This window comes from uncultured Rikenella sp. (assembly GCF_948810725.1).
Lineage (GTDB): Bacteria > Bacteroidota > Bacteroidia > Bacteroidales > Rikenellaceae > Rikenella.
In genome coordinates, this window is the sequence record NZ_CAQIVA010000001.1 from 352,294 (window position 1) to 378,521 (window position 26,228).

The following is a 26,228-nucleotide window of genomic DNA, read 5'->3' on the forward strand; positions in this document are numbered from 1 at the left end:
CCCCACTAATCCCCCTTGGCAAACAACCCCAACGTGTGCCCCATAGCCCGTTCCTTCGTCTCCAGATAGTGCGCATTATGCGGATTCGGAGCGATCACGATCGGCACGTTTTCCACGATTTTCAGGCCATAACCCTCCAACCCCGCCCGCTTCTGCGGGTTGTTCGTCATCAGACGGATATTCCGCACCCCCAAATCATGCAGGATGCTCGCCCCGACCCCGTAATCCCGCTCATCCGCCTTGAACCCCAGCTGCAAATTGGCCTCCACCGTATCCAGCCCCTCGTCCTGCAACTTGTAAGCCTTGATTTTATTGAACAGACCGATTCCACGCCCCTCCTGATTCAAGTAGACGATCACTCCTCGCCCCGCCTGTTCGACCATCTCCATCGCCTTGTGCAGCTGCGCCCCGCAATCGCACCGACACGACCCCAAGATATCGCCCGTCGCACACGACGAGTGCATCCGCACCAGCACCGGCTCGTCCTCCGCCCATTCCCCCTTCACCAACGCCATGTGTTCCAGCCCGTTGCTCTTCTGCCGATAGGCCACGATCCGGAAATCGCCCCACTCGGTCGGCAACGTCGCCTCCGCCCCCCGTTCGATGATCGACTCCTCTTTCAAACGATACGCAATCAGGTCGGCGATCGAAATAATCTTCAACCCGTGCTTCTCCGCAAACTGCAACAGTTCCGGCAACCGCGCCATCGTCCCGTCCTCGTTCATGATCTCCATCAGCGCCCCCGCCGGATACAACCCCGCCAGCCGCGCCAAATCGACCGCCGCCTCCGTGTGCCCCGCCCGACGCAACACCCCTTTATCCTGCGCATAGAGCGGATTGATATGCCCCGGCCGCCCGAAAGTGGCCGGCGTCGAAGCCGGATCGGCCAGCGCCCGGATCGTAGCCGCCCGATCCGCCGCCGAAACCCCCGTACTGCACCCTTCGAGCTTATCGATCGTCACCGTAAATGGCGTCCCGAGCACCGACGTATTGTCCGTCACCTGGTGCGGCAGATCGAGCTCCACGCAGCGCGACAGCGTGATCGGCGCACAAAGCACCCCCCGCGCTTCCTTGAGCATGAAATTGACCTGTTCGGGCGTAATTTTTTCCGCCGCGATAATCAAATCCCCTTCGTTCTCCCGATCCTCGTCGTCCACAACGATAACGAACTCGCCCCGACGGAAATCTTCGATCGCCTCCTCGATGGTATTGAGCCTCCTATTCATTCGATGTATGTTTTTGATTTTTAAATGCTTTGAAACGTTCCCACACCCGTCGTCCCCAGACGATCGCCGGCTCCAGCCGTTTTTTATAGGCATCCGGATTGAAAATCGCCGAGTCGTTCGTCGATTTATAGGTCAGGAAGATCGCGATCGGGAAGAGGATGAAACTCGACACCCAAATCCCCCAGAACGGCGACCACGCCCCGTCTTTCACAAACTTTTCGCCCGTAATCGTAATGATGTAGTAGACCACGAAGAAGATCACCGAGACCACGATCGGCATCCCGAGCCCCCCTTTCCGGATGATCGCCCCCAGCGGCGCCCCGATCAGGAAAAAGATCATGATAGAGAAGGGTAGTGCGATCTTTCGTTGAAAATCGGCCTGCGCCCGATAGAGCAGCTGCGACGTATAACGCATGTATTCCGACTCGTAATCGCTATAGACGCGCGCCTCCTCGGCCCACGCCGACGCCTGCGTGAATACCGCGTTCCGTGCCTCGACACTCATCGTGTCGAGCATCCCGGCCACCGAAACTTTCCGCAGCGGCAGCAGCGAATCGAGCTCCATCGAGGCCATATTCCGAAAGATGTGCGACTTGATGAGCCGATGCTCGAACAGGGTAACGATCGAATCCTGAGCCTGTTTCAGCGAGTCGATCATGTGCGAGAGCTGGTGCATGTTTTTGGTCTCGCTCTGGTTCGAGAACTCGCCCTCCGACCGCTCGAACGCAAAGCCCGACAACGGAATCAGCAGCTGCTGTTCATCGAACAGGTGATGACTCAATTCATTCTGTTCGAACCACTGGTAATCGCGGTTCTCTTCGTAAATCTGACCGTTATAGAGCAGCACCAGCAGGTATTTCTTGTCGTCCGAGATGCGGATATACCCCGAATCGGCCACGATCGTCTGCATGTTGCTGTACTTGGCATTGTCGTAGATCAGGATATCGGTCAGTTTGTTGGTCTCCGGATCCTGATGACCGATCCGGATGCTCCGATCCGGAATGCCGTTGAAGAAAATCCCGTCCTGGAACTTCATCTCCTGCCGCTGCTTGGAGATATCCCGCATCAACGAGATCATTTTCCGGAACGAATAAGGGGTCAGGTCGTTAATCACGAAGAAACTCCCGACGCAGACCACCATCATCAGGATAATAAGGGGCTTCATGATCCGGGGCAGCGAAATCCCGGCCGCCTTCAGCGCCAGCAGTTCGTTGTTCTCGCCCAAATTCCCCATCGTCATGATCGAGGCCAGCAGCGTCGCCAACGGCAGCCCCATCGGCACGAGCGTCGCACTGGCATACATCACCAGCTCGATAATCACCCCCGGCCCGAGCCCCTTTCCGACCAGCTCGTCGATGTGCATCCACAGATAGTGCATCAGGAGGATGAACATCACGATAAAAAACGTGAGCACCATGGGCCCCACGTAAGCTTTCAATACGAAACGATAAACTGTCTTCATGTAATGCTAACTTCCGGATCGAAGCCTTACGTCATATAAAGAGGTTATAAAATTTTGAATATCGCGGAGCACCTCGGGAGAGATGGTCTCTTCAATCGTGCCGTATTCCTGCACAGCCCCCGTTTGCGCCTGTTGGAACAAATGATTTAATCCCGGATAGAGTTTGATCGTGGTATTGGGCGCGAGCCGTCGCATCGAAGGCATATTCAAATCCGGCCGGATTTGAATATCCTTTTCTCCATAAAGCACGAATGCCGGGCAGTCGGTCGCAGCGATACTCCCGGCCGGCGAAAAGCCGATGAAGTATCCGATCCAAGGATTCGGCTCGCCGGCTATTTTCTTCAGATTTTCTTTCAAAGCGGCATGAACAGGGGTTGTTTCCCAGCCAGCGCATATAACCTCCACCCTGTCAAATGCCTCGCCGTCGCCCTTCTCCATTTTCAGGGCATAGACCTTCCGCAACGCCTCTGTATAGTCAGACACGACCCGTTCGGGCATATTTCCCTGCTCCAACGCAGTCGTGCTCTGGTCTATCAGGATACTGTCGCCCCGAACAGCCTGCGCCCCCAGGGCAATAATGAAATCGGGCCCGGCGCAAAGCACCGGATCGTTCTTGGCACCCAACATAAACGCAACCGTAGCCCCTTCGCTATGCCCAAGGATACCGACATGTTTGAAATTTCCGATCCGACGCATATATTCCACCCCCGCCTTTGCGTCTTGCGCGAAATCCTCAGTCGTTGCATTTGTCCCGTCGCCGGTAGATTCACCGAAACCTCTGTCATCATACCGCAAAGAGGCGATACCGTTCCGCGCCAGATAATCCGCAATCACAGCAAACGGTTTATGCCCAAGAATCTCCTCATCCCGGTTTTGCAGTCCGCTCCCCGTCACCATCACCACAGCAGGCGTCTCAGTCGTGCAGCCTTCCGGCAGCGTGACTGTTCCGGCAAGAACGACCTGATCCCGCAGATTGTTAAAGGTAACTTCTTCCGTACCGTAAGGGAACGGAGGCCGCGGCGTCTGCGGTCGGCCTGCCTCCGCTTTTCCCGCATACAATATCAGCTCCTCATCCATCGCCCCCTGCGTGCACCTTCCGACCCATTCGTCCCCTTCCCGATGTCCGGCATACGACAAACCGATACGCCTCACCGACACCCGGATGGAATCCGCCGACAGGCAGTCAACCTCGCCGACTATCCCATAAACCCCCTGATCCGGCGAATCCAGTGTCACCGAAGCTCTGCCGTCCGCATCGGTTTCGAGATGAAACACCAGTTTCAGCTCCACCTGCGGCGTCACCTTGAGTCGCCCCTCCCAGGAACCGACGATATGATTGTCGGCAGCCGCACCGGCCATTCCTGCGCCGAGCATGGCAAGTACCGCAATCCATATGTTTTTCATCCTCATCGGTTTATTCGTCAATTCCCTCCATGACGTACCTTCTCCCCCGTAGAATCGCGCCAAAGAGCGGACAGACAATTAAGAGTACAAATTTATCATTTTTTCGGACAACCGATCGCCCGTTTCAACTTCTCGACCTGCGCATTCCAGAGCGTGCGGCAATCCTCCACCTCCGCCTCCTCCGCAAAATCGATGACCGTCAGCATCAAATCCCCCGTCAGCTCCTGGTGCGACAAACGGAATTCGAATTCATGGCCCTCCTCGTCCAGCCACTCGTACCTCACCGAGACATTCGGTTTCTGGCGCACCATCCGAGCCGTCTGAGTCGTTTTGTTCCAGAAAAATACATAACGCTCTCCCGTCACCTCGACCCGGTCTGCAAACCAGCTACCGAGCCCCAGCGGGGTAGTAATCGCCCGGTAGAGCGAACCGGGCGTACAGGAAAAAGGATATTCCAAGACAATTTTTTTCTTCATAACAGCAGGCATATAGAGGAGTCGATCGAGAAGGTTTTTCGCAAAATAGCGAATCTTTCCCTAAAAACCTATAACGTATCGTCGAATTTCCCCATTGCCCGGTTTCGGAAACATCCGCCTCCACGAGCGTCATTTTATCCGGTTTGCGCACCGTGGAATCGTGTTCGGCCAACGAATCCAATTGCAGCGACAGGGCTGGTTTGAGCCTTCACACCTAAATTATCCCCACCATTATTTAACATAATATAAATAACAATTAAATAAAGAGACATCATTAAAACCATCTACCGCCCAAATTATTTAACATAACTAACTGCGATTTTTTCGATTTAATCGGGGCGATAATCCTCCAGCGTACCATCCGCAAAAAAGATAATGACCCGCGCGATTTTTTTCGGAGCCTCTTTTTCCGAGTGCGATAAATCCTCCCGTGGTATATCCGCCATAATTTTATAGTTTACATCTGTAATTGACTGTTTTGCTGGCTCTATGTGTGTTATATTACTATGATTATCTGCATCTTGCTTGTCGTTTACACCAGTAACTACACTCGCTTTCTCTTCTATTTTCCCTTGATTTACTTCTGTAATGTTCTCTTTATTTACATTGGTAAACAAATCATTCTTGGGAGTATTTACGGATTTATACATCTCTCCCAGTCCATTGATCACCCAATCCGGATTCAACTCGGGAAAACGGAGCAGCATTCGGGAGATAAACTCAAAATTCGGCTTGTTTCTACCGGCTAATAAGTGCGATATGCTGGAGGGTTGCACCTCCATAATCTCCGCGAACTTTACAGCTGTAAGCCCCTCTAATTTGAGGAATTGAGCCAATCTTTCTTTCATATTCGTAACATTTAGCGCATTTACAAAGATAATACTTCCTTGTAAACTCCCTCGACACCCTCCTTGATTTATTTACTGCCCTCCACGACAAGAGAAAATAAAATCAAAAAATTGAGTTTATATAAAATTCACAACGCACTAAAATACAGCATACTAAATAAACTACATACAGAAGACGAACACCCTTAAGACATTTTATGGCCTGTATCAGCAAACAAACATAAAACCAATGCTTGAATTAAAAATACATAATAATCTGAATATCATATTTATTACACAAAAATAATGCAGCCTAATTTCCACTGTGACATATACATTTACAACTCATATTTCCACATCTGTAATCCCTTTTGAGGGTATAAAAACAAAAATGGCGAGCTCGAAACGAGCTCGCCATGACTATACAACCGACAAAAAAAGCCTTAGCAAAAAGCTAAGGCTAAAACTAAACCCGTTCGCCTCTATGAGTGGCAAACGGAACTCACAATCCCCGGAAGTCTAAAACTGGATTTTTGTCTGAATCGCCTGAAACTCCTCCGGCGTCAGTTTCAATTTCGGTCGACTGAAATCCAAATCGCCTCCCTCGTTGATCGGCACCAGATGGATATGCGCATGCGGCACATCGAGTCCGATCACCGCCATTCCGATCCGCCGACACGGCATCACCTCCCGCAATCGAATTGCTACCCGCCGTGCAAAAGCCATCAACTCCTTCAATTCCTCCTCCGGCAAATCGAACAGATAGTCCACCTCCCGTTTCGGCACCACCAGCGTGTGTCCCTCCGCCAACGGATTGATGTCCAGAAAAGCATAATGCCGCTCATCCTCCGCCACCTTGAAACTCGGGATTTCTCCCCCGATGATCTTGCTGAAGATCGTAGACATGATTTATTTGAGTTTAATTATGTTAAATCGAATGTTAGTACTCCTCGTATTTCGGTCTGAGCAATTCGCTCGCAATAATCATCGTTTTCAAATCCACCGCCACAAAACTTTCTTCCTCCCGCTGCATCTCCAGCGTTTCTGCTCCCCTATTCAACTCACCGCCCCCATCCGCAAGCTCCGAAACCGCCATCGAAACAGACACCGGACGCGCCTCCGCTCTCGCCACCGCCCGTTTCAACTCCTCCTGACGCTCCAACTCCCGTTGCTGCTCGAGCTTCCACTGTCCAGACTCTTCTTGACGCCTTTCCGACACCATTCTCCGCTCTATGCGCCGCGCCGGCTCGATCTCTTTTCTTGTCCGTTTGCTCTTTCCCCCCACCGCATTCCACGAGGCACCCACCAAAATAGCCACCGCCACCAGTACAATTTGGATGATTTCAATCGTATCCATAAAAATCTTTTTTCAAACCCCAAGCTCTCAGTCCACCATCGAAGCCTCCGTCCGATGCACCTTTTCGACCCCCTTGATCGCCTTCACCTTATCCATAATCAGTTTCAGGTCTTCGCTGTTCCGCACATAGAGGCTGATCGTCCCCTCGAAAATTCCGTCATGGCTGTGCACATGCAACTCCCGGATATTGATATTCAACTCTCCGCTGATAATCTTCGCCAAGTCGTACAGAATCCCCAGCCGGTCGATCCCCCTCACCTCGATCACCGCCAGATACGACATCACCTTTTCGCTCGACCACTTGGCCGGCACGATCCGTTCTCCATGTTGCGCCGACAACTTCACCGCCCGGTGACAATTTTTCTTATGCACCTCCACCGTTCCGTCCTCCCCTTTAAACCCTACCACCTCGTCTCCCGGAATCGGATTGCAGCACTCCGCCATCACATACCGATACTCCTCTCCGTCCCCCGCCGTCTCCTCCTCCCGATGTCCCCCCTCCGACGCTCCCCCGCCCAGAAAACGGAACGGATTCGGAAACTGCAACGTCCAGTATTTCATCAACTTGCTCGCCGCATTCTGCTTCAGAATCTTATCCAGCCCGTCGATCGAAATGATTCCCGCCCCCAATTTGCTGTAAAACTCGTCCTTGTTGGAAGAGTGATAGGCCGGCAAGACCTTCCGAAAGACCCGCGCCTGCAACGGCACGCCGAGTTTCTTCATCTCCGCCTCGAAAAGCTCCTGCCCCCGCCGGATATTATTCTCCCCGTCTCGTTTGAGGAACTGTTTGATATACCCCCTCGCCTTCGCCGTCGTGATATGGTCGAGCCATTCGACCTGAGGGTAAGCACTTTGCGACGTCAAAATCTCGATCTGATCCCCCGAATGGATCTCCGCATAGAGCGGCGTAATTTTATAATTGACCTTCGCCCCGATGGCACGATTCCCGATTTTCGAGTGAATGTCGTATGCAAAGTCCAGCACTGTCGCCCCTTTCGGCATCGTCCTCGCCTCGCCGCTCGGCGTAAAGACCACGATTTCAGAGACCTGCAAGTTCATCTTGAAGTTATCCATGAACTCGACCGCATCATCCGCCGGGCTATTGAGCGCCTCTCTGAGCTTCGCGAGCCATTGATCGAACTCCCGTTCGCTCCGTTTGTCGGTCTCGGCCACCGCCCCGTCCGCCTTATATTTCCAATGCGCAGCGAATCCCCGCTCCGCAATCTCGTTCATCCGCTCCGACCGGATCTGCACCTCGGCCCACACCCCCTCCGGCCCCATCACCGTACAGTGCAGCGCCTCATACCCATTGGCCTTCGGAATGTTGACCCAGTCCCGAATCCGGTCCGGTTTCGGTTTATAGATATCGGTAATGAGCGAATAGAGGTGCCAGCACTGCGATTTTTCAGGAATCAGCGGCGAGGGTTTGAAAACGATCCGGATGGCGAACAGGTCGTAAATCTCCTCGAACGAAACCTGCTTCCGTTTCATCTTCTTCCAGATCGAATAGACCGACTTCACCCTCCCCGAAATCTCGAACTCGATGTTGTTTTCCTTGAGTTTTTCGATGATCGGCGGGTTGAATTTTTCGAGGAACTGCAACCGCTGTACCTCCGTATCGGCCAGTTTCTGGCTGATCTGGTTGTACTCGTCCGCAAAGCGGTACTTCAGACTCAAATCCTCGAACTCCGTTTTGATGAGATACAGCCCCAGCCGATGTGCCAGCGGAGCAAAGAGATAGATCGTCTCCGAAGCGATTTTCATCTGCTTGTGCTTCGGCATCGAGCCCAGCGTCCGCATGTTGTGGAGCCGGTCGGCGATCTTGATCAGACACACCCGGATATCGTCCGAGAGCGTGAGTATCATCTTTTTGAAATTTTCGGCCTGACTCGAAATATCCTGCGCGAACGCCCCCGCCAGCTTCGTGAGCCCGTCCACCAGCGTCGCCACCGTCCGTCCGAACCGGTGTTCGATATCCTCCACCGTATAGTCCGTATCCTCGACCACATCGTGCAGCAGCGCCGCCTGCACCGACTTGACCCCCAGCCCGATCTCCGTCACCACGATCCGCGCCACCGCCAGCGGATGCGTGATATACGGTTCCCCCGACTTCCTCCTGACCCCTCGGTGCGCCTCGTTGGCAAAATAGAACGCGCTCCGGATTCGGTCGTAATCCTCCTCGTTCTTACAGATCGCCGCACAGCACTCCAACAGCTCGTCGAACTGCTGTTGCACCATCCATTCGTCCTTCTTGTCATAACTGTCGGCCGCAGGCACCGTCGCCTCGGCCGGAATCGGGGTAGAATCAGCCATATTGGATCGTTTTCACCACTCTAAGATACGATTTTTTCGCAAAAGATGTCACTTTTCTCCGAAAAAACGCTCCATCCGCCTACCCTCCTCTTCATTAAAAAAGCCGCACCGCCCATTCCGTCCGACCGGACAAGAACTGAGCGACACGGCACTGTCTCCAATTACTATAAACAAATGGAAATCAACCCATCAAAGCCCACCCCCTACTGCTCCTTCTGCTGCGCCAGATAGGCATCGTACATATCCAGCACCCACGCATCGTCCTCCTTGGCCTCCTTCTTGTGCACCTTCCCTTCGGGCCCCTTGAACCACTTTTTGCAGAACTCTTTCAATCCCGGATACTGCTTGTCCATCAATACCGTGTTGACGAACATATACGGATAAACGATCCCCTCCGGATCATCGTGAAAACGGACGCCGTACATGGTCTTCAGCACCCGCCGCTGAATATTTCCCGTCTGCTCGAACGTCCATATCTTCCACCAATAGGCGGTGGCATTCTCCCCCTCCTTGTTCACGCAAACCAACCTCCGAAGCGTACGATAACGATCGGCAATACTGGGCGCCGCCAGCGGATGCGCCTCCCACCGGATTCCGTCCGGATTGCCTTCGGTCTTCTCGACATATTCGACGCTCTCGACCTCCTCGGCCGTATATTTAACCGGCTCTTTCTCCTTTGCATCCGGCGTCTCCGTGAGCTTGAACGAATAGTTCTCCTTTTTGAACATCGACGACTCGGCATGCCACCCGCGGTGCACATACCCCTCGACACGGTCGCCCGACGTAAGCGTCACCACCACGCGTCGATACTCCTGATCCTGCGTTTTCTTGGCCGCCGCCTCCGGAAAATCAACGCCCGACGCCACCAGCGAGAGCGCTGCAAATAGCATAAATCGTTTCATAAGCATACTTTATTCGTTGGACATCAGGTTTATTATCGGACAATAGTCTCTCAGCATCGACACCGTTTTCCCCCGCCCGGTACTCGACCGGAGAATTCGTTGGGCCAGCTCCGGATCATCCTCGACATATTGTGCGAGCCGCTCCCGGAATCGATCCTTCGCCCTCCGGTTAGCCCCACCCACATCCTCGAACCCCTCCTCGCCCGACTTTCTCAGAAAATAAGCAACCCTCGACCGGCTGAAAATCCGTATCCGCTGCCACACCTGTATTCCGCCGTTCGTATCGATCCCATATCCCTTCCTCGCATAGACGCACGCCTGCATATACGGCGTCGTAAAATAGACCCACATCCATCCCGGCCGCTCCGCATAAACGAATCGCCGGGGATGTTCCGGCGTCCGAACGTGCCAGCAGACTATCGAATCGATCTCCTCCGGTTCTATCCACTCCTTATCTTTAGTCTTGAGGAAAGCATCGCGCCAAATTTTCAACCGCCCCGACCGTTTGGGCAGCTCTATCCGATCGTTTCCCGTACACTCCACCACCGTTCCGTTTTTCAGGTACACCCGCCCCTTGACGAGATCCGCCGCCCTCGCCCCGACGATTCCGGCACCCAGAAACACCAACAAAAGCAAAGACTTCATCCTGTAATCCTCCATTGTTTTTCCACCTCCCATACCCTCACCTACAAAGATAAAAGAATCCATTTAAAATCCACCGCAAAAATCAAAAAAAAAAAAAAACCAGAGTTTTAATATTAAAAATATCGACCAACAACACACCAACAAACAACCAGATCGCGCCCCGGGCTTCCGCGACGCGGGGATCAACGGAGGATGCGGAACCCTGGTCAGCGTCGGAAACAATGGATTCAATTATTCGGCGTCCGTCAGCGGCAACAATGGAATAGGCGTGCATTTCGGCACGAAGAACCTCAACATCGTCGCAAGCGACCGCGCCTACGGTTTTCAGTTGCGTTGCCTCTCGGAATAAAACGGGGACGAGAGGCACGCGAACCGGGCAGCCTTGGCTTCAAATTGGGGTAGAGGCGGCCTGCAAAACGCCCTGTGGGCGCGCCCCGGGCTACCGCGATCCTGGCCGTACAAATTTTGAGGGTGTAATAAGAGGTTGCGGCAGCAATGGATATAGTTACTCGTCTTCAATCCACGACGCTGACGGATTATTTGTCGATTTCACTGTGACGTGGCTCGGGCCCAGCTACGCGAACTACCGCGCCTACGGTTTTCAATTGCGTTGCCTCTCGGAATAAACGGACGACACACCCGCCCGGTCGCCCCCACCCGCAAAAAGAAAGGCGACCGACCCTTTAAAGGATCGGTCGCCTGATAAACAAGAATATACCTTAATTATATGCTCTTCGATGGAGTAATATTCTCGCTTTAGGCGCTCACGCCCATCGCCATACCTTTGTGAAACCGGGCGCCGCGTTGCGTTCTTCTCATCTCTTCCGGCAACACCACGTGCCGTTCGGCAAAGTTCAGACACCACTCCTGATAAGCGATAAAAGTTTCGAGATAGGCTCCCAGCGCAAATTTCAGGTCCAACGCCTTTTCCAAACGATCCGCCGAAGCCATCCCAGCCGCTGCAACCGGCCGATTATCAATCCCGGCAATAAAACTCAGAATCATTTGGCGATAAAGAAACCGCTGATACCCATCCACTTCCCGTTCAGAATCCGCCAGAAAATCATACAGCACATCCAGTTTTTCATCATCCGGTTCGATGGCCTGCAACAACTCGGTCACCGCATCCGATTGTTCACCGATCCGCTGCAACTGTTCCGCCGTAAAATGGGTCTGCGTCGCATATTTTCTGAGCATCGGTTCCAGCCGCCCACAGCTGTTCTCCACCGAACAACTGAAAAGATAGAATGCCCGATCGCCATCCCCCTGATTGAGGTATTTGCTCGCTTCGGCGAGTTGTCTTTTTGCCTTTTTGATCAGCGTGTCGTTTGCCTGAGTGAAAACTGAAGAGCGCATATCGTATTCTGTTTTTATTTTTAATGATTGTTTTTCTCAGCAGCTCCCTGAGCCTGCCTGCAACTACAGAAACAACTATTGTGCCATTCCCTTCACTCATACCGAACAAACACAAACAAAAAATCCACAAACATCTGATTTACATTATTTTAAAATCACAAAAAATATTGATTTTTCTGTTCAGAACTACATTTCATCATTCTCATCCCCCGTTTTTCCCGCCCCGGGCCTCCGCGACGGGGGCAGTATCGGACGATCGGGAGATATGGTCAGTGTCGGAAACGACGGATTCAATTGGTCAGCCACTGCCAACGGCCTTCTCGGTTTGTATTTGAATTTCAGTATGCAGCTTCTCAATCCCAGCACCGCAAACCACCGTAGCCACGGTTTTCCGTTGCGTTGCCTCTCGGAATAAACAGGCCGTGTGCCCGCGGTGGGCAAATGACAGCCTCGACCCCCCAAAAGTGATAATGACCGCCTCGCTCCAAACAACCACAGCCCACAAACCCACACAACCAACATCTTGTAAGATTCGAGGGTGCGATTCTCTGTCAGAGAATCACACCCTCGAATCTTCAAGAACATGAATAACAAACTACTTGTCCGCCTCCGCCAAAGCTGCACGCACCTTTTCTTCGATCTCCTGCGCCAGCTCCGCGTCTTCCATCAAAATCGCCTTGACCGCTTCGCGCCCCTGAGCCAACTTCCGATCCCCATACGAGAACCAGGAGCCGCTCTTCTTGATGATATTGAACTCCACCCCCCAGTCGATCATTTCACCGATTTTGGAAATTCCCTCGCCAAAAACGATGTCGAACTCGGCCCGTCTGAACGGCGGCGCCATTTTGTTTTTCACGATTTTGACCTTCGTGCGATTCCCCATCGCCTCGTCGCCATCCTTCAGCGACGTCCCCTTGCGCACATCCACCCGAATCGACGAATAAAACTTCAAGGCATTCCCCCCGGTCGTGGTTTCCGGATTCCCGTACACCACCCCGATCTTATCACGCAACTGGTTGATAAAGATGCACAACGTATTGGTTTTACTAATACTCCCCGTGAGTTTACGCAGCGCCTGAGACATCAAACGCGCCTGCAACCCCACCTTCGCTTCTCCCATATCGCCTTCGATTTCCGACTTCGGCGTCAGCGCCGCCACCGAGTCGATAACGACGATATCGATCGCGCTCGACCGAATCAGGTGGTCGGCAATCTCCAACGCCTGTTCCCCATTATCCGGCTGCGAAATCAGGAGGTTATCGACGTCCACTCCCAGTTTTTCTGCATAAAAACGGTCGAAAGCGTGTTCCGCATCGATAAATGCGGCAATCCCGCCTGCCTTTTGCGCTTCGGCGATCGCATGGATCGCGAGCGTCGTCTTCCCCGACGACTCCGGCCCATAGATTTCGACAATCCGCCCTCTCGGATATCCCCCGATCCCCAAAGCGATGTCCAACCCGATCGACCCGGACGAGATCACGGGCACATCTTCAACCACATGGTCGCTCATCCGCATAATCGACCCTTTGCCGAAATCCTTCTCCAACTTATCCATCGCCGCCTGCAACACCTTGAGTTTCTCGGCCGGAATTTCCGGTCGTTTATTCCCTGCCGTCTTAGCTGCCGCCTTTGCCGGCGCTGCTGCTTTTTCTTTTTCTTCTGCCATTGTTCTTATTATGTAATTATCAGCTATTTATTTATCATTTCAAGCAAAAGCCTTCCGTTCAGAAGATTCCCTTCCGCCCCGCCCCGGGCTACCGCAACCGAGATACAGGCCTTCTTTGGAGCACCGGAAGCAATGGACACAGCTGGACTGCCCAAACAAACGATACATACAGCCTACATTTAAGTTTCAGCATGCAATATCTTCTTTCCAGCTATGCCTACTATCGAGGCCACGGTCTTCAGTTGCGTTGCCTCTCGGAATAAACGCACCCACAGGATGTTTTAATGGCAGCCTCTACCCGAAAGCTGAGCAACAAACTATTGCCCCAGTCCGTCCACTATCTGTTCGAAATGGCGTTTGGTATCCACCTTTTCGAACACCTGCCCGATCACTCCGTCCGTCCCAATCACAAAAGTCGTCCGAATCATCCCCATGTACGTTCTTCCCATAAAACGTTTCTCGCCCCACGTTCCGTATGCCTCCGCAATCGCATGGTCGGCATCCGCCAGCAAGGTGAACGGAAGCTGGTGTTTCTCTCTGAATTTCAGATGCGAGGCCACACTGTCCGCACTCACCCCCACGACAACGAACCCCCGTTTCGAAAGTTCGGCATAGCCGTCCCGGAGCGAGCACGCCTCGGCCGTACACCCCGGCGTATTGTCCTTCGGGTAAAAATAGAGAATAACCCGTTTCCCCTCCGCCAACAGGCCGGACAAAGATACAATATTCCCGTTCTGATCCGCCGCTTTGAAATCCGGCGCTTTATCTCCCGCTTTCAACATATTTTCTCGGTCTTCTATTATATATCGTATGCTCGACTATTTAAAAGGCGAATCCGGTTCTTTCGCCATGTGCCGGTAATAGATCTTATCCAGCAACCCCGGCACAAAAAATTTCAGAATCCGCGTCCCTTTTCCGTCGAAATCCATCAGGAGCGTCCGTTTCCGCCGACCGATCGCCTTGATGATCCGCCGCGCCGCCTCGTCTGCCGTCATCATCTTCCCCTCTTCGCGCGGCGACACTCCCTGCTGCGACCCGTCCGCCGTGAGCGCCGCAAACCGGACGTTCGACGCCGTAAAACCCGGAGCCACGATCAAGACGTGCACCCCTTTTTTCAGGTTCTCGATCCGCACCGTCTCCAACAAGCCGTGCATCGCATACTTCGACGCCGAATAGCCCGTCCGTCCCGGCAGCCCGTGAAAACCGGCCACCGACGAAATCCCGACGATACTTCCCCGAGCGCGTTGAATATAAGGCAGTGCATATTTCGTACAATAAACCGCCCCCCAAAAGTTGGTATCCATCAACCTGCGCAGCACGTCCAAATCCACATCGTCGAACAAAGCGCGCATCGAAATACCCGCATTATTGACCAGCACATCGATCCCGCCGAATCGTTCCACCGCCCTATCGATCAGCCGTTTACAATCCTCCTCTCTCGTCACGTCGCACTCCACGGCAACCCCCTCCGTTGGCAACCCGCTCACCATAGCCTCCAGTTTGTCCGCCGTCCGGGCTCCGGCCACCACATGCGCTCCCCGAGCTGCAAACCGCCGGGCCAACGCCTCTCCGATCCCCGACGACGCTCCTGTCACAACGACGACTTTGTTTTTGAAATCCATGTATCTCTTTGTTTTTCTGAAAAAATCGTATTTTCTCCGTTCCGTTTATTCCGAGAGGCAACGCAACTGAAAACCGTGGCCACGGCTGTTCACGTAGCTGGAACTGAGGTACTGCGGGCGGAAGTCCAAGAACACCCCGTTAGTCCCGCTGACCGCCGACGACCAACTGTACCCGGTGCCGCCGACGCTCGCCAAAGCACCTAATCGCCCATAATTGCCCGGATCACGGAAGCCCGGGGCAGTTTACCGGCAGCCTCATTGGGGGTTTCGGCCTTTGGCCCACCTCCGGAGCACACAGCCGAAACCGATAGTTGGTTGGTAAATGAGGCATTGCAGTTGCGGCTCGTAGAGCCGCGCGGGCCCCACGTCCCGTGGACGGGCGAAACTGCGTTTCGCTGTGGCAGCCTCTACCCAACAGGATGGAGCTGCACTCAAGCCATACACAAAATCACGCCCTGACCGTCAGCCCATCATAAGCCAAAAACACCCCCTCCGGCAACTCCCGGCTCACCTGTTCATAAAACCCCAACTGATGCGAAACATGGGTCAGATAAGCCCGCCCCGGCTTCGCAGCCTCGATCACCGCCAACGCCTCGTCGAGCGTAAAATGCGAGAGGTGCGATTCCCTGCGCAACGCATTGACCACCAAGATATCCACCCCCCTGAACTTTTCGATCTCCTCCGGTTCGATCGCATTCATATCCGTCAGATAACAGATATTCCCGATCCGATACCCCAATACCGGCAACCGATAGTGCATCCCCCGCACCGGCATCACCCGCACCCCGTGCACATCGAACGCCTCGTCCGTCGAGCGAATCGAATGCAAAACCACCTCCGGCACCCCCGGATACTTCGGCTCCGCGAAAGCATAGTCGAACACCCGCCGCAGCGTCTCCTCCACCCGCGGCTCGCACCAGACATCCACCGCCCGCCCCATCGCATAGTTGAACCCCCGCACATCGTCCATCCCTCCCACATGATCCATATGCCCGTGCGTGTAGAGGATCGCCTCGATCCCCGCCACCCCGGCCCGGAGCATCTGATACCTGAAGTCCGGCCCCGTATCGATCACGATCCGCGCCCCGTTCTCCGCCGTCACCAGCGCCGACGACCGCAGCCGCCGATCCCGCCGATCCGACGAGGCACAGACCCCGCAGCGGCATCCGATCATCGGCACCCCCTGAGAGGTGCCGGTGCCCAGAAAAGTCAGTTCCGTCATGAGTGGAAAAGTGTCAGACCAGCTTCAACTCCCGTTTGATGCGTTCGATCTTCTCGCCCAGCTGCGCATTCACCGCATCATAAGCCGCCACATCCGCGAGCGGCTCCCGCACCCCGAAGTAGAACTTGATCTTCGGTTCCGTACCGCTCGGCCGCACCGAAACGATCGTCGAATCCTCGGTCACGAACTGCAACACGTCCGACTTCGGCAGATGATCCATCACCTCCCTCACGCCATTGACAATTTTATACTGCCCCTGGTAATCACGCACCTCGACCACCCGGGAACCCGCCAGCGAAGTCGGCGGAGTCGCTCTGAAATCCGCCATCATCTGCCGAATCTCCTCCTGCCCCTCCTTCCCCTTGCGCACCACCGACACCAGCCCCTCCTTGAAGAAACCGTACTTCACGTAAATCGCCTTCAGCAAATCCAGCAGCGATCCCTTCCCCGTATGTTTCGCCCACGCCGCACACTCGGCCACCATCGACGCACTCGCCACCGCATCCTTGTCCCGCACCGAATCTCCCACCAAGTAGCCGTAGCTCTCCTCGCCCCCGCCGATAAACTGTTTCTTACCCTCGTTTTCGCGAATCACCGCCGCGATGAACTTGAAGCCCGTCAGCACATCATAGCATTCCACCCCGAACGAAGCCGCAATCCGTGCTATCAATTCCGTGGTCACCACCGTCTTCACCACAAACTCCTTCCCCCCGTTCGGATGCAACCGCCCCAACTCCTTCCACCGTTCCAGCAAATAATAGGTGAGCAACGTCCCCGTCTGGTTCCCATTGAGCAACAGCATCCCGCCCCCGTCTTGCGAAGACTGCCGCACCGCGATCCCGATCCGGTCGGCATCCGGGTCGGTTGCGATCACCAGATCGGCCCCCGTCTCGTCCGCCTTGGCCAGCGCCAGCTTCAGCGCCGACGGCTCCTCCGGATTGGGAGACACCACGGTCGGGAAATTCCCGTCATTCACGTCCTGTTCCGGCACATGGATCACATTTTCGAACCCGTACCGCGCCAGAGACTCCGGCACCAGCCGCACCCCCGTCCCGTGAATCGGCGTATAGACAATCCCCATCCCTTTATTGGCCCGCACCGCCTCCGGCGATACCGACAACCCCGCGATCATATCCAGATAAGCCTTATCCACCTCGTCGCCGATCATCACGATACGCCCCCCGGCCGCCTCCGCTCCCGAGAATTTGACCTGCGACACGTCCGAGATTTTATTCACCTCGTCGATGATATTCTTATCATGCGGCGCAATCACCTGCGCCCCGTCGTTCCAATAGGCCTTATACCCGTTGTACTCCTTCGGATTGTGCGACGCCGTCACCACCACACCGCTCATACACCCCAAATAGCGGATCGCGAAACTGAGCTCCGGCGTCGGCCGCAGCGCGTCGAACAGATAGACCGTAAAGCCATTGGCAGCAAAGACATCCGCCGTGGTCTTGGCAAACAGGTCGCTGTTGTTCCGACAGTCATGCGCCACCGCCACCTTGATTTCCTGTCCCGGGAAAGACTTTTTCAGGTAGTTCGCCAGCCCCTGCGTCGCCATCCCCACCGTGTAGACATTCATCCGATTCGTCCCCACCCCCATAATCCCACGCAAACCGCCCGTTCCGAACTCCAGCGTCCGATAGAACGACTCCGTCAACTCCTTCGGGTCGTTTTCCATCATCCGGCGCACCTCCGCCTTGGTCGCCTCGTCGAATCCGCCGTCGAGCCACTGCTGTGCCCGTTCGATCACCGTTTTGTCTACCTGATTTTCCATAATATCGTGGGTTTAAAAATTCTTCGTTTTCGCCCGAAACCTCCCCTTAGCTCCCTACAAATTTAGCGTTTTTCTCCGAACCCGCAACCCCCGGTTCGAAAACCCTTTTCACCCCCGAAATCCACCCCGAACCGTCGCCGCCCCGGCCGCCATTTTTTCGCCGCCGCCCAATGTGTTGAAGACCAAAAAGAAAAGAATTTAAAAATCAAACAATAGAATGATTTTCAGTTGAATAAAATTTTCACATCTACAATAAATTCACCTATTAATCCTTAAATCGGCTATTACCAAACGGTTGTCGAAAAGGCCGAAACGGGCATAATCAAACATTCAAAAAAAACAACTCCCGGATGTTTTTTTTATTCCGATTTATTACTCACTTTTGCACTGCTGAAAGGGGAAATTCCCCTGTTCGGAAAGACCTGTTTTTTTCACTCATCACTCATGGCTTCGGGCGAGATTTTAGAAGAGCGGTATCACGCCATTTGGCAACATTGTCTGAGTCTGATCAAGCGTCAGACCTCGGACGATGAGTTCGTCAAATGGTTCAAGCCGATGGTTCCGTTGAGCTTCGACGGAGAGAATCTCCGTGTGCGGGTGCCGGATCAGGGCCATGTGCGGTATATCGAGCAGAACTACATCTCGATGCTGCGACCGATTATCCGCGAAGAGTTCGGGGTGAAAACCAGGCTGCACTACGCCATTCCCACCGCCCATCCGAAAGGACAACAGGGGGGAGGGAATAGTAGCAACGCATCTTTATATAGTCAGACCGACACCTCGACGATCAAGAACCCGTTTATCATTCCGGGGATCAAGCGCGAGACGGTCGATCCGCAGCTCAATCCGGAACTGACCTTCGAAAACCATATCGAAGGAGACTGCAACCGGCTGGCCAGATCGGCGGGAATATCCATTAGCGTGGCGCCGGGGAAGACTTCGTTCAACCCGCTCTTTATCTACGGGGGGTCGGGTCTCGGGAAGACCCATATCGCACAGGCGATCGGATGGGCCATCAAGGAACGGGATCAGGAGTGCAAGGTGCTTTATGTCAGCGCAAACCGGTTCCAGAGCCAGTTCCAGACCGCGGCTTGGCGAGGGGAACTCAACGACTTCATCCAGTTCTACCAGATGATCGACGTGCTGATTATCGATGACATTCAGGAACTCGCGGGGAAGCCGGGGACGCAAAATATCTTCTTCAACATATTCAGCCACCTCAGGATGCTGGGAAAACAGCTGATTCTCACTTCGGATCGGCCGCCGGTGGAGTTGACGGATATCGAAGAACGACTGATTACCAGATTCAAATGGGGTTTGTCGGCACAGCTTACCGTGCCGGATACGGCGACTAAAATCGAAATCATCCGCCACAAGTGCGGACGGATGGGACTGGAGGTGGACGAGGAGGTGATTCACTTTTTGGCGCAGAACATCAAAGCCAATGTGCGGGAGATCGAAGGGGCTTTGACCTCATTGGAAGCGCATTCGCGCTTGCTCGGGAAGCAGATTACGCTGGAGCTGACCAAAAATGTGATGCGGGACATCGTGAAGATCGAGACGAGGGAGATTACGGTGGATTCCATTATCGAATTGACCTGCTCTACATTGAAAATCGACAAGTCTGTACTTTTGTCGGCACAACGCACACGCGAGGTGGCACAGGCGAGACAGATTGCCATGTACCTCTGCAAACGGCATACGAAGACTCCGCTCTCCGGGATTGGATTGGCTTTGGGGGGAAAGAACCATGCCACGGTTTTGCATGCTTGCAAAACGATTCCGAACTTGATCGAGACGGACAAGATTATCCGGCAACAGGTCGAAGAGATCGAACGGGTTCTGTTACGGTGATCGATTCCGCATTTATTACGCGAATCAGTCTATATCTTTGAGACAACAAAATATTCAGGATTTTGTTGTCTTTTTTACAGACCGGCACACGCTATTCCACGCCCGCCATCGCCGGTAATTTTTCCCCATCGAGCAACATCCAATCGGCACAATCCCAAATCAACCGGATCGTCCGCTCCTGAAAACCCAACGAGTCGGTCAGCTCCTCCAGATTGATCAAATACGTTCTCTGCCTCTCATCTCTGGCAAAAATTTCCCAAAATCTTTTCAATTCCTCACTCTCCACGGATCTGCTCTCCGCCTGCCCGATCAGACTATCGCACCGGGTCCGGAAATTCGAAAAATAGGCATACACGCCCCTCTTCGGCCACCCGACTCCATCCAACCCGACACCTCCGCCAAAACGTACGCCCCGCAACACAGCCTCTTCAAACGAGACGCCCTCCATACGATCGCTCTCTCCTCCTCGCGTCGCCTCGCCGACACCGAACACGCAGTTCGCAACCTCTCCCATAAAAACAACATCCCTAAAATACGACCACCCGAAATCCACTCCCTCGAAATCACAATTGACAAACCTACAATCAATAAACGCACACCGTTCAACCTCCTGCAGTTTCACCTCCTGAAACAGACAGTGTTCATACACGGATGGTTTCCGCCCGCTCCCCATGCCGAACTCCGCCAATCTCGTCCGCACAAAATCGCACCACTCGAACCGACACCCATACGCATGCACCCCGGTTAAATCCGCCTCCGTAAAGTCGCATTCACTGAACGTCTTGTTCCGCCATCGTTCTCCCCGTCCCCCACGACTGAAATCAGCCCCTCGAAACTGACACACCATAACCGCATCAAAAGAACGACCGATTTTTACCTCTTTCCCCTCAAAATCTCCCATCCATATCTTCTGACAATCCGACTTCATATTCCTTTCCGATATTTTTTATTTCTATCAAATTTCTCTTTTGGCACGAGGTTTGTAGCTAATCGGGTAACGCTTCAACTCACCGGTCTGGAAGAGCCAACACGACCTTCTCACCGATGGCAAGTAAGCACATATTACACTTCTTCATAGTAAAACACGATCGCGCCTGCGCAAGCAATCGCCGAATGTGTGGTACAATGAAAGCCAAAAGGGGATTCAAACATCCCCTTTTTTATTTTTTTAATCCTTCGATTATTTGTACTTGCCCGGGAGGATACCGTTCTCTTTGAGAACAAAGAGAACCAGAAAAACTTTAGAGCGCATCCCTACGGGATGCGCTGGCCGTGTCTGCCCGATTGGTTGGGCTGGATTTTCCCGGTGTGGCGCGCTATTATGTGGCAAAATACCTTTAAGCGCGCCCATCGGAAAAATCACAGCCCAACGAAACAAGGCGGAGAGAACACGTGGTCGGCCCACCGGGACGACCTCTGCAAAAGTTCTTTGGGTACCTTTCTTTCAAGAAAGGTACGGTTCTATCCGGGTAAACACGGATAATCGAACGGTTACAGATAATAGACAAAGAAGCCCCACGGCGGGAGATAGAAATGCGAATGGCCGCGCAACTCCGCCAGCGAAGGAGAGCCCACCTGCCGGAACGAACCGTTGAAATCTTCATCGTAGACCTCGAAATCCGCGTGTTCCGCAGAAAGATTGAAGAGCCCCATCACAAGCGAATCCCCCACCCTTCGTTTGATCGACAAAACCCTGTTCGACAACGAATTATCCATCGCATACACATCTCCCCCCTCCATTCCGCCCCGCAAAGCCGCCTGAGAATGCCGCAAAGCATTCAACTCCTGATAGAAAGCCGTCCACCCGCCTCCGAGAGCCGACCAATCGACACCATCCTTATCGAAGAAAGCCAACTGCCGATCCGAACCCGCCTCCTGCCCGTTGTAAATAAGCGGCATGCCCGGCAACAGATAAGTCAGCGCCGCCATCATCCGCACCGACCCCCCGAAGCGTTGAAATTCAGATCCGTTCCACGAATTTTCGTCGTGATTCGACGTAAATCGCATCCGCAGAGCTGCCGGCGGATACAGCTCCGCCTCGTATTGCAGCCTCCCCCGCAACGCCGACGCCGGTTCCGGCACCTTGCCCTGTGCGATATCCACCATCAGGTGGTGCACCTCCCACGAATAAGTCGCATCGAACGCCACCCGGTGAAACTCCGGCCCCTCCGCCTCCGCCAACATGAACAACCCGCGCGACTGCGCATCCATAAACGCCTCCAGCTCAGGCACACACGCCTCCCAAAACGCCAACGGTTCGAGCATCGCCATATCCACCCGGAAACCGTCGATCGCCGTCTCGCGCAGCCAGAACAGCATCGCCTCCGTCATCCCCCGCCGCATCGCCGGAGAGTCGTAGTCCAGCTGCGCCGTATCCGTCCAGTCGTACGGCGTAGCGATCTCCCCCGTCTCCGGATCGCGCTTGTACCACTCCGGATGCTCCGTCACCCACACCGCATCCCGCGACGTGTGGTTCGGCACCCAGTCCAAAATAATCCGCATCCCCGTCTCGTGGATGGCCTCCACCAACGCCCGGAACTCCTCGAACGTCCCGAACTCCGGATTCACCGCACAATAATCCCGAATCGAATAGTAACTGCCCAGCGTCCCCTTCCGCCGTTCCTCACCAATCGGGTAGATCGGCATCAGCCATAAAATATCGACCCCCAAATCCCTGAGCCGCGGCAACTGCGCCCGCACCGCACCGAACGTCCCCTCCGGCGAGAACTGCCGCACGTTCAATTCATAGATCACCGCCTCCGAAGCCCACTCCGGATGCCGTTTGCACGCCGGCGACTGACAACGATACAACAACTGCCCCATTCTATCCGATTTTTATTGTAATTTCTTCCTTTCCAATTTTATACCAATCCCCGCCGATCACCGTTTCCGCCGCCACACCATTTTCCGAAGAGACCGCCACCTCGCCCGCCGCCACGCGAATCGCCAGAATCGCCCCCCGGTAATGCAGCCGAAACGCCAGCGAACTCCACCCCTCCGGCAATTTAGGCGCAATGTGCAGCCTGCCGTCGCATCCGACCCGCACCCCGCCGAACCCCTCGACCACCGAGAGCCACGACCCCGCCATACTCGTGATATGCAGCCCCTCGTGCACCTCTCGGTTATAGTCGTCCAAATCCAACCGTGCCGTCCGCAGGTACAATTCATACGCCTTTTCGGCGCGCCCCGTCAGAGAGGCCAGAATGGAGTGCACGCACGGCGACAGCGACGATTCATGCACCGTCCGCGGCTCGTAGAAGTCGAAATTCCGCGCAATGACATCCCTGTCGAAAAACTCCTGAAAGAAATAAAGCCCCTGCAACACATCCGCCTGCTTGATGAAACAGCTCCGCAGAATCCGATCCCACGACCAGTGCTGGTTGATCGGACGTTCGCTCACAGGAATATCCTCCGCCATCACCTGCTCCTTGTCCATATAGCCCTCCTGTTGCAGGAATATCCCCTCCTTATCCACCGGCGATTCCGGCCATACCGGCAAAAACATCCCCTCCGCCACCTCCGCCCACCGCGCCAACTCGGCCGCCGAAACCGCCGCCGCCCGGTGTTTCGGATCACGGGACGCGACATACCCCACCGCATCAATCGCATATTTCAGGCACCACGCCGCCAAGTAGTTGGTATACCAGTTGTTGTTGACATTATTCTCATACTCGTTCGGCCCCGTCACCCCCAGAATCACGAATCTCCCCTTCGGTTCCGACCACGTAGCCCGCTGGGCCCAGAACCGCGCAATCCCAATCAAAACTTCCGCCCCGCCCTCGAAAAGATAGTCCTGCCGCCCCGTATAGCGACAGAAATTGTAGATCGCATAGGCAATCGCCCCGTTCCGGTGAATCTCCTCGAAGGTGATCTCCCACTCGTTGTGACACTCCTCGCCCGTCATCGTCACCATCGGATAGAGCGCCGCCCCGCCCGAAAATCCCAGCTTGCGGGCATTCTCGATCGCCTGCGGCAGCTGTTTGTAGCGATACAGAAGCAGCTGTCGCGCCACCTCCTCGCCGCACGTCGCCAGGTAGAACGGCAGACAGTACGCCTCCGTATCCCAATAGGTACTCCCACCGTACTTCTCGCCCGTAAACCCTTTCGGCCCGACGTTCAATCGGCTGTCCCGCCCCGTATAGGTCTGAAGCAGCTGGAAAATGCAGAACCGGATTCCCTGTTGCGCCCGCTCGTCGCCGCCGATCACCACATCACACCCCTCCCACCGTTCCGCCCACGCCGCCTCGTGCGCCATCAAAACCGCCTCAACCCCGTGTTCAAGAGCCCGTTGCGCCACTCCGCACGCCGCATCGGCCAGTTCCCCCGCCAGATGATTGAGCGAAGAAGCCACCCCCACAAACTTCTCAATGACAACAGATTGCCCCGCCGACAAAACCGCTTCGAAACGCTCCGCCACCCGCTCTCCCGCCGATAAATTTTCGCCGCTCAGCCTCCGATCCGCACAAGAGACCGCCACCCGCTGCCCCCAACACACCTCGAATCCCGTCTTCCGCGTCCGCATCGTCAACGCACGAGCGTCCCGATCCAAAGACGAGAGTTCCCAGAATTTTTCGTCGTAGTTGGCATCCTCGTTCCGCACATCGCCCTCGACAAACGCCGTCGCCGCCACCGCCAAATTATCCCCCGACAGCAATGTCAGTTTATAAGATACCGCCCCCAACTCCGGTTCCGCCATCGAGACGAGCCTCCTCGCCTCCACCGCCACCCGCACGCCGCTCTTCGGCAGCACCACCGTAAACTCCCGCGTCAACAGCCCCCGCCGCATATCCAGTTCGCGCCGAAAATCGCCGACCACCGCCCCCGGAGCCGCCAAATCCAGCCGCTCGCCACCTATATATAGATCCACCCCCGGCCAGAACGCCGAGTTGAGCACCTTGGCAAAGTACTCCGGATAGCCGTTCTTCCACCACCCCACCCGCGTCTTGTCCGGATAGTACACCCCGCCGATATAGTTCCCCTGCAAGGACTCTCCGCTGAAAAACTCCTCGAAATTGGCCCGTCCGCCCATCGCCCCGTTCCCCACGCTGAAAAGACTCTCCGACGCCCGACACGCCCGCCCGTCGGCGGCGTCGAACCCCGTCTCGACGATCCGCCACGGATCGATTTCCAATCTGCGCTCTCCCATTACCGTAACGTATTAATCTGATTTTTTAATCTCTTTCCACGAAATCCCCGCAAATCCCGGCACCACTCGATCGGCCCCGCGCAAAATTTCCGGCGAGCCGATCCCGACACAGTGCATCCCTCCCGCACGCGCCGCCTCGATCCCCGCCTCGGCGTCCTCGAATACGACGCACTCCGCCGGCAGAATACCGCCCCCCAGCATCAAAGCGCAAGTCAGAAAGACCTCCGGATCGGGTTTCGTCCGCTGCACCATCGTCCCGTCCACCACCGCATCGAACAGCGCTCCGATCTTCAGCCGATCGAGTATGATACCTGTATTTTTGCTGGCCGACCCCAGCGCCGTCCGCACCCCGTCCGCCCGCACCTGCTCCAAAAAAGAGAGCACGCCGGGCAAGATTTCCCGCGGTGTCATCCGCGAGATATACTCCACATACCATCCGTTTTTTCTCGCCGCCATCTCCTCTTTCCTGGCCTCGGAGAAAGCATCGGGCCCGAAACCGCCCGCCTCCAACAGGATATTGAGCGACCGCATCCGACTGACCCCCTTGAGCCGTTCATTATCCGCCTCGGTGAAGTCGAAGCCCAGCTCCTCGGCCAGCCGCCGCCAGGCGAGATAATGGTATTTCGCCGTATCGACGATCACACCGTCCAGATCGAAAATCGCTCCTCGTATGTTCATATTCGGTTGTTCTGAATCTCCCTTGGGTCAAATATAGGAATTTTTAGACGGAATCTCACCTCCCCAGTCCGCCCCGGGCTTCCGCGATTCGGGTTATCGCGGTACGGGCGGCGGGGCGCTGTATAGTGTCTGCGAAAGCGGTTACAGTTGGTCTTCGGGGGTCAACGACATCGGGGGCATGTACTTGTATTTCGGTGTGAATGCGCTCTCTCCCGGCCACGCGTTCAATCGCGGTTTCGGTTTTCAGTTGCGTTGCCTCTCGGAATAAACGGACGCCCATAGGGCGTTTTAC

24 protein-coding genes are annotated in these 26,228 nt (G+C 54.8%); 2 read left to right on the forward strand and 22 right to left on the reverse strand.

Features of this window, described 5'->3' with window-relative positions:
• Positions 1–5: 5 nt before the first annotated feature.
• The 12 genes from Q9S52_RS01800 to Q9S52_RS01855 form a co-directional block, all read right to left on the reverse strand.
• Positions 6–1,226 (reverse strand): bifunctional 3,4-dihydroxy-2-butanone-4-phosphate synthase/GTP cyclohydrolase II, encoded by a 1,221-nt coding sequence (locus Q9S52_RS01800; RefSeq protein ID WP_304707969.1) that lies wholly within the window; start codon positions 1,224–1,226, stop codon positions 6–8.
• Complete coding sequence (locus Q9S52_RS01805) at positions 1,219–2,688, reverse strand: LptF/LptG family permease (protein ID WP_304707970.1); 1,470 nt, start codon at positions 2,686–2,688, stop codon at positions 1,219–1,221. The genes Q9S52_RS01800 and Q9S52_RS01805 overlap by 8 nt, the downstream gene beginning before the upstream one ends.
• A 6-nt stretch (positions 2,689–2,694) precedes the next feature.
• Positions 2,695–4,092, reverse strand: coding sequence for an alpha/beta hydrolase (locus Q9S52_RS01810; protein WP_304707971.1), 1,398 nt, complete (start codon positions 4,090–4,092; stop codon positions 2,695–2,697).
• A gap of 95 nt (positions 4,093–4,187) precedes the next feature.
• Complete coding sequence (locus Q9S52_RS01815; protein WP_304707972.1) at positions 4,188–4,568, reverse strand: START-like domain-containing protein; 381 nt, start codon at positions 4,566–4,568, stop codon at positions 4,188–4,190.
• Positions 4,569–4,702: 134 nt separating this feature from the next.
• Entirely contained in the window at positions 4,703–4,852 is a 150-nt protein-coding gene (locus Q9S52_RS01820) for a hypothetical protein (protein WP_304707973.1), read from the reverse strand.
• Between the two features lie 45 nt (positions 4,853–4,897).
• Positions 4,898–5,416 carry a helix-turn-helix transcriptional regulator gene (locus tag Q9S52_RS01825; protein WP_304707974.1) on the reverse strand — a complete coding sequence of 173 codons (519 nt, stop codon included), beginning with the start codon at positions 5,414–5,416 and terminating at the stop codon, positions 4,898–4,900.
• 498 nt (positions 5,417–5,914) lie between these two features.
• Positions 5,915–6,301, reverse strand: coding sequence for an HIT family protein (locus tag Q9S52_RS01830; protein ID WP_304707975.1), 387 nt, complete (start codon positions 6,299–6,301; stop codon positions 5,915–5,917).
• A 34-nt stretch (positions 6,302–6,335) separates the two neighbouring features.
• A complete protein-coding gene (locus tag Q9S52_RS01835; RefSeq protein ID WP_304707976.1) occupies positions 6,336–6,752 on the reverse strand; it encodes a hypothetical protein in 417 nt (138 codons plus the stop codon).
• A gap of 27 nt (positions 6,753–6,779) precedes the next feature.
• On the reverse strand, positions 6,780–9,065 hold the full coding sequence (locus Q9S52_RS01840) for a bifunctional (p)ppGpp synthetase/guanosine-3',5'-bis(diphosphate) 3'-pyrophosphohydrolase (protein WP_370648981.1): 2,286 nt from the start codon (positions 9,063–9,065) through the stop codon (positions 6,780–6,782).
• Between the two features lie 203 nt (positions 9,066–9,268).
• Positions 9,269–9,967, reverse strand: a complete 699-nt coding sequence (locus tag Q9S52_RS01845) for a hypothetical protein (protein WP_304707977.1) — start codon at positions 9,965–9,967, stop codon at positions 9,269–9,271.
• Positions 9,968–9,976: 9 nt separating this feature from the next.
• Complete coding sequence (locus tag Q9S52_RS01850; RefSeq protein ID WP_304707978.1) at positions 9,977–10,627, reverse strand: hypothetical protein; 651 nt, start codon at positions 10,625–10,627, stop codon at positions 9,977–9,979.
• A 741-nt stretch (positions 10,628–11,368) separates the two neighbouring features.
• On the reverse strand, positions 11,369–11,968 hold the full coding sequence (locus Q9S52_RS01855; RefSeq protein ID WP_294591305.1) for a hypothetical protein: 600 nt from the start codon (positions 11,966–11,968) through the stop codon (positions 11,369–11,371).
• Positions 11,969–12,233: 265 nt separating this feature from the next.
• On the opposite strand from Q9S52_RS01855, the gene Q9S52_RS01860 reads away from it, so the two are divergent.
• Positions 12,234–12,383, forward strand: a complete 150-nt coding sequence (locus tag Q9S52_RS01860; protein ID WP_304707979.1) for a hypothetical protein — start codon at positions 12,234–12,236, stop codon at positions 12,381–12,383.
• Between the two features lie 180 nt (positions 12,384–12,563).
• On the opposite strand, the gene recA is transcribed toward Q9S52_RS01860, so the two are convergent.
• From recA to Q9S52_RS01890, 6 genes are all read right to left on the reverse strand, one after another.
• On the reverse strand, positions 12,564–13,634 hold the full coding sequence (recA, locus tag Q9S52_RS01865; RefSeq protein WP_294591307.1) for a recombinase RecA: 1,071 nt from the start codon (positions 13,632–13,634) through the stop codon (positions 12,564–12,566).
• 317 nt (positions 13,635–13,951) lie between these two features.
• Entirely contained in the window at positions 13,952–14,416 is a 465-nt protein-coding gene (gene bcp, locus Q9S52_RS01870; RefSeq protein ID WP_294591309.1) for a thioredoxin-dependent thiol peroxidase, read from the reverse strand.
• 36 nt (positions 14,417–14,452) lie between these two features.
• Positions 14,453–15,256 (reverse strand): SDR family oxidoreductase, encoded by an 804-nt coding sequence (locus tag Q9S52_RS01875; RefSeq protein ID WP_304707980.1) that lies wholly within the window; start codon positions 15,254–15,256, stop codon positions 14,453–14,455.
• 45 nt (positions 15,257–15,301) lie between these two features.
• Positions 15,302–15,451: a hypothetical protein gene (locus tag Q9S52_RS01880; RefSeq protein ID WP_297625535.1), complete on the reverse strand. Its 150-nt coding sequence runs from the start codon at positions 15,449–15,451 to the stop codon at positions 15,302–15,304.
• 253 nt (positions 15,452–15,704) lie between these two features.
• A complete protein-coding gene (locus Q9S52_RS01885) occupies positions 15,705–16,478 on the reverse strand; it encodes an MBL fold metallo-hydrolase (RefSeq protein ID WP_304707981.1) in 774 nt (257 codons plus the stop codon).
• Between the two features lie 13 nt (positions 16,479–16,491).
• Entirely contained in the window at positions 16,492–18,258 is a 1,767-nt protein-coding gene (locus tag Q9S52_RS01890; protein WP_304707982.1) for a phospho-sugar mutase, read from the reverse strand.
• A 444-nt stretch (positions 18,259–18,702) separates the two neighbouring features.
• On the opposite strand from Q9S52_RS01890, the gene dnaA reads away from it, so the two are divergent.
• Entirely contained in the window at positions 18,703–20,112 is a 1,410-nt protein-coding gene (gene dnaA / locus Q9S52_RS01895) for a chromosomal replication initiator protein DnaA (protein WP_304707983.1), read from the forward strand.
• Positions 20,113–20,203: 91 nt separating this feature from the next.
• Here the strand turns inward: dnaA and Q9S52_RS01900 are convergent, their stop codons facing one another.
• The 4 genes from Q9S52_RS01900 to pgmB all read right to left on the reverse strand — a co-directional run bounded on the left by Q9S52_RS01900 (position 20,204) and on the right by pgmB (position 25,936).
• A complete protein-coding gene (locus tag Q9S52_RS01900; RefSeq protein ID WP_304707984.1) occupies positions 20,204–21,040 on the reverse strand; it encodes a pentapeptide repeat-containing protein in 837 nt (278 codons plus the stop codon).
• A gap of 563 nt (positions 21,041–21,603) precedes the next feature.
• The gene (locus tag Q9S52_RS01905; RefSeq protein ID WP_304707985.1) at positions 21,604–22,935 is read right to left on the reverse strand and encodes an alpha-amylase family glycosyl hydrolase; all 1,332 of its coding nucleotides are present in this window, start codon (positions 22,933–22,935) and stop codon (positions 21,604–21,606) included.
• Position 22,936: 1 nt separating this feature from the next.
• Entirely contained in the window at positions 22,937–25,258 is a 2,322-nt protein-coding gene (locus Q9S52_RS01910) for a family 65 glycosyl hydrolase domain-containing protein (RefSeq protein ID WP_304707986.1), read from the reverse strand.
• A 12-nt stretch (positions 25,259–25,270) separates the two neighbouring features.
• Entirely contained in the window at positions 25,271–25,936 is a 666-nt protein-coding gene (gene pgmB / locus Q9S52_RS01915) for a beta-phosphoglucomutase (RefSeq protein WP_304707987.1), read from the reverse strand.
• Positions 25,937–26,228: the final 292 nt, after the last annotated feature.

Bases quoted from the DNA above. Each gene is read 5' to 3' on its own strand.
- Q9S52_RS01825 (WP_304707974.1), bottom strand. From the start codon at position 5,416: ATGAAAGAAAGATTGGCTCAATTCCTCAAATTAGAGGGGCTTACAGCT.
- Q9S52_RS01875 (WP_304707980.1), bottom strand. From the start codon at position 15,256: ATGGATTTCAAAAACAAAGTCGTCGTTGTGACAGGAGCGTCGTCGGGG.
- Q9S52_RS01860 (WP_304707979.1), top strand. From the start codon at position 12,234: ATGGTCAGTGTCGGAAACGACGGATTCAATTGGTCAGCCACTGCCAAC.
- Q9S52_RS01805 (WP_304707970.1), bottom strand. From the start codon at position 2,688: ATGAAGACAGTTTATCGTTTCGTATTGAAAGCTTACGTGGGGCCCATG.
- bcp (WP_294591309.1), bottom strand. From the start codon at position 14,416: ATGTTGAAAGCGGGAGATAAAGCGCCGGATTTCAAAGCGGCGGATCAG.
- Q9S52_RS01830 (WP_304707975.1), bottom strand. From the start codon at position 6,301: ATGTCTACGATCTTCAGCAAGATCATCGGGGGAGAAATCCCGAGTTTC.
- Q9S52_RS01810 (WP_304707971.1), bottom strand. From the start codon at position 4,092: ATGAAAAACATATGGATTGCGGTACTTGCCATGCTCGGCGCAGGAATG.
- Q9S52_RS01845 (WP_304707977.1), bottom strand. From the start codon at position 9,967: ATGAAACGATTTATGCTATTTGCAGCGCTCTCGCTGGTGGCGTCGGGC.
- Q9S52_RS01900 (WP_304707984.1), bottom strand. From the start codon at position 21,040: ATGAAGTCGGATTGTCAGAAGATATGGATGGGAGATTTTGAGGGGAAA.
- Q9S52_RS01885 (WP_304707981.1), bottom strand. From the start codon at position 16,478: ATGACGGAACTGACTTTTCTGGGCACCGGCACCTCTCAGGGGGTGCCG.
- Q9S52_RS01905 (WP_304707985.1), bottom strand. From the start codon at position 22,935: ATGGGGCAGTTGTTGTATCGTTGTCAGTCGCCGGCGTGCAAACGGCAT.
- Q9S52_RS01910 (WP_304707986.1), bottom strand. From the start codon at position 25,258: ATGGGAGAGCGCAGATTGGAAATCGATCCGTGGCGGATCGTCGAGACG.
- Q9S52_RS01800 (WP_304707969.1), bottom strand. From the start codon at position 1,226: ATGAATAGGAGGCTCAATACCATCGAGGAGGCGATCGAAGATTTCCGT.
- Q9S52_RS01855 (WP_294591305.1), bottom strand. From the start codon at position 11,968: ATGCGCTCTTCAGTTTTCACTCAGGCAAACGACACGCTGATCAAAAAG.
- Q9S52_RS01815 (WP_304707972.1), bottom strand. From the start codon at position 4,568: ATGAAGAAAAAAATTGTCTTGGAATATCCTTTTTCCTGTACGCCCGGT.
- pgmB (WP_304707987.1), bottom strand. From the start codon at position 25,936: ATGAACATACGAGGAGCGATTTTCGATCTGGACGGTGTGATCGTCGAT.
- Q9S52_RS01835 (WP_304707976.1), bottom strand. From the start codon at position 6,752: ATGGATACGATTGAAATCATCCAAATTGTACTGGTGGCGGTGGCTATT.
- Q9S52_RS01820 (WP_304707973.1), bottom strand. From the start codon at position 4,852: ATGGTTTTAATGATGTCTCTTTATTTAATTGTTATTTATATTATGTTA.
- dnaA (WP_304707983.1), top strand. From the start codon at position 18,703: ATGGCTTCGGGCGAGATTTTAGAAGAGCGGTATCACGCCATTTGGCAA.
- Q9S52_RS01850 (WP_304707978.1), bottom strand. From the start codon at position 10,627: ATGGAGGATTACAGGATGAAGTCTTTGCTTTTGTTGGTGTTTCTGGGT.
- Q9S52_RS01890 (WP_304707982.1), bottom strand. From the start codon at position 18,258: ATGGAAAATCAGGTAGACAAAACGGTGATCGAACGGGCACAGCAGTGG.
- recA (WP_294591307.1), bottom strand. From the start codon at position 13,634: ATGGCAGAAGAAAAAGAAAAAGCAGCAGCGCCGGCAAAGGCGGCAGCT.
- Q9S52_RS01840 (WP_370648981.1), bottom strand. From the start codon at position 9,065: ATGGCTGATTCTACCCCGATTCCGGCCGAGGCGACGGTGCCTGCGGCC.